The sequence below is a fragment of the Acidisphaera rubrifaciens HS-AP3 genome, from assembly GCF_000964365.1.
GTDB lineage: Bacteria > Pseudomonadota > Alphaproteobacteria > Acetobacterales > Acetobacteraceae > Acidisphaera > Acidisphaera rubrifaciens.
Map to the genome: position 1 here is coordinate 1 of NZ_BANB01000959.1, position 579 is coordinate 579.

Here is a 579-nt window from a genome sequence, read left to right on the forward strand (position 1 = left end):
CTGTCCTTGTACCAGCCGTCGAAGCCGTGTCCGGCCTCGCAGCGGAGGTCGTAATGGATCATGCCGCGCGCCCGGATGCCGTATGCGTCATCGCGCCTAACTGGCCCCGACCGGCAATCACGGCAAGAGAGTGCCGGTCGCGCGGCTGCGATCAGGCCGCCTGCAACAGCGGATCAAGCTTGCCCTGGCGCTCCAGCGCCAGCAATTCGTCGCAGCCGCCGATATGGCGTCCGTCGATGAAGATCTGCGGCACCGTCGTGCGGCCGCCGGCCCTCCGCGTCGCCTCCGCGCGCTCGGGCGAGCCGCCGGGCGCGTCGATCTCGCGGAACGTCACGCCCTTTTTGGTCAGCAGCCCGACCGCGCGGGCGCAGTAGGGGCACCACGGCTGGGTGTAGATCTCGATCTCCGGCATTCCACCGCTCCTGTTGCAGCGCGCAAATCGGGAGAGCGCGGCCGCTGCACAAGGGCGTGCCGCGCGCAGCCGGTCAGACGAGGCGGCGATCGGCCACGCGGGCGGCGGCCAGGACATCGACCGAGGCGGCGCCCGCCCCGAGCAACGCCGCCGCGCAGGCGCCGGCC

1 protein-coding gene is annotated in these 579 nt (G+C 72.0%); it reads right to left on the minus strand.

What is annotated here, in order from left to right:
• Positions 1–151: 151 nt before the first annotated feature.
• Positions 152–412: a glutaredoxin 3 gene (gene grxC / locus B8460_RS19360; RefSeq protein WP_048863267.1), complete on the minus strand. Its 261-nt coding sequence runs from the start codon at positions 410–412 to the stop codon at positions 152–154.
• Positions 413–579 lie beyond the last annotated feature (167 nt).